The organism is Paenibacillus terrae, assembly GCF_000943545.1.
In the GTDB taxonomy this organism is placed as follows: domain Bacteria; phylum Bacillota; class Bacilli; order Paenibacillales; family Paenibacillaceae; genus Paenibacillus; species Paenibacillus terrae_A.
This window is the reverse complement of record NZ_JTHP01000179.1, coordinates 1-1,039: the sequence shown is the minus strand read 5'-3', so window position 1 is coordinate 1,039 and position 1,039 is coordinate 1. Positions and strand designations below refer to the sequence as shown.

At 45.8% G+C, this 1,039-nt stretch carries 2 protein-coding genes; both read left to right on the top strand.

Annotation, left to right across the window (positions count from 1 at the left end; all coding sequences use genetic code 11):
• Window positions 1-89 precede the first annotated feature (89 nt).
• A complete protein-coding gene (locus tag QD47_RS29515) occupies window positions 90-431 on the top strand; it encodes a helix-turn-helix domain-containing protein (RefSeq protein ID WP_044649477.1) in 342 nt (113 codons plus the stop codon).
• The coding region (locus tag QD47_RS30365) for an IS3 family transposase (RefSeq protein ID WP_044649478.1) at window positions 377-1,039 on the top strand (663 nt) is incomplete at its 3' end. The genes QD47_RS29515 and QD47_RS30365, both read left to right, overlap by 55 nt.

The window sequence follows — 1,039 nt, the reverse complement described above, 5'->3', positions numbered from 1 at the left end:
CAATAAATGGTAATATCCCCTTTAAGTAGACACTCATAAAAAAACCTTGTGTTAACATGAGGAAACGAGTGAACTTGGAGGGGATTTTTTTGGCAAAAAAGGGACAGGTATTTCAAGCATATATGGAAGAGTTCAAAATGAAAGCAATTCAAACATATCTGGCTGGAGCGGAGAGTTATAAAGTAGCCGCAGAAAGGTTGGGGATTAAGCACTGCACCCAGCTCAAAGTATGGGTAAGAAAGTATCGAAATGGAGAGCCACTCGATACACGCAAGGGCTCCTCAAGCCCTATGAAAGGACGTCCCCGTAAGGCGTTTGCCAGTATCGAAGAAGAACGGGATTACTTGAAAGCTCAGGTGGACTACTTAAAAAAGCGATATCCAAATCTGGTAACGGAGCGAAGCTTAGACTACAAGATCACTACGAAGTGATTGAAGAACTGCGTGACCTCCATGGCATTACGCGCCTACTAGCCATTGCAGGGCTATCCAGGGCCAATTACTACAAGTGGCGAAATACACACGCGCAACGAGCTGAAGCCCATACGCGGGACCATGAAATCAAGGAGCATATGGTAGCCATCCACTTAGCACACCCCTATTTCGGATATCTCCGAATGCGGACAGCCTTGTGGGAAGCAGGTTACCTCGTGAATCACAAAAAAATATGGAGACTTATGAAAGAGTTGTCGATTCAATCGGTCATTCGAAAGAAACGAAATCGCTCCAATTATACGCCTTCTGTCGTGTATCCTAACCGATTGAAGCGTCAGTTCCATGCGACTTCTCCGCAGCAAAAGTTAGTCACCGATATTACTTATATCTCGGATGGCACCCATTTTTATTACCTGTCCGCGATCCAGGATCTCTTTAACAATGAGATTGTCGCTTGGCAAATCTCCGACCGTAACGATGTGAAACTGGTCCTGGATACGGTGGAGCAGTGGACACGAAAAAGAGACGTCTCGGAAGCCGTACTCCATTCGGACCAAGGCTTCCAATATACGTCTCAGGCGTACAACACACGATTAGAGGCATTC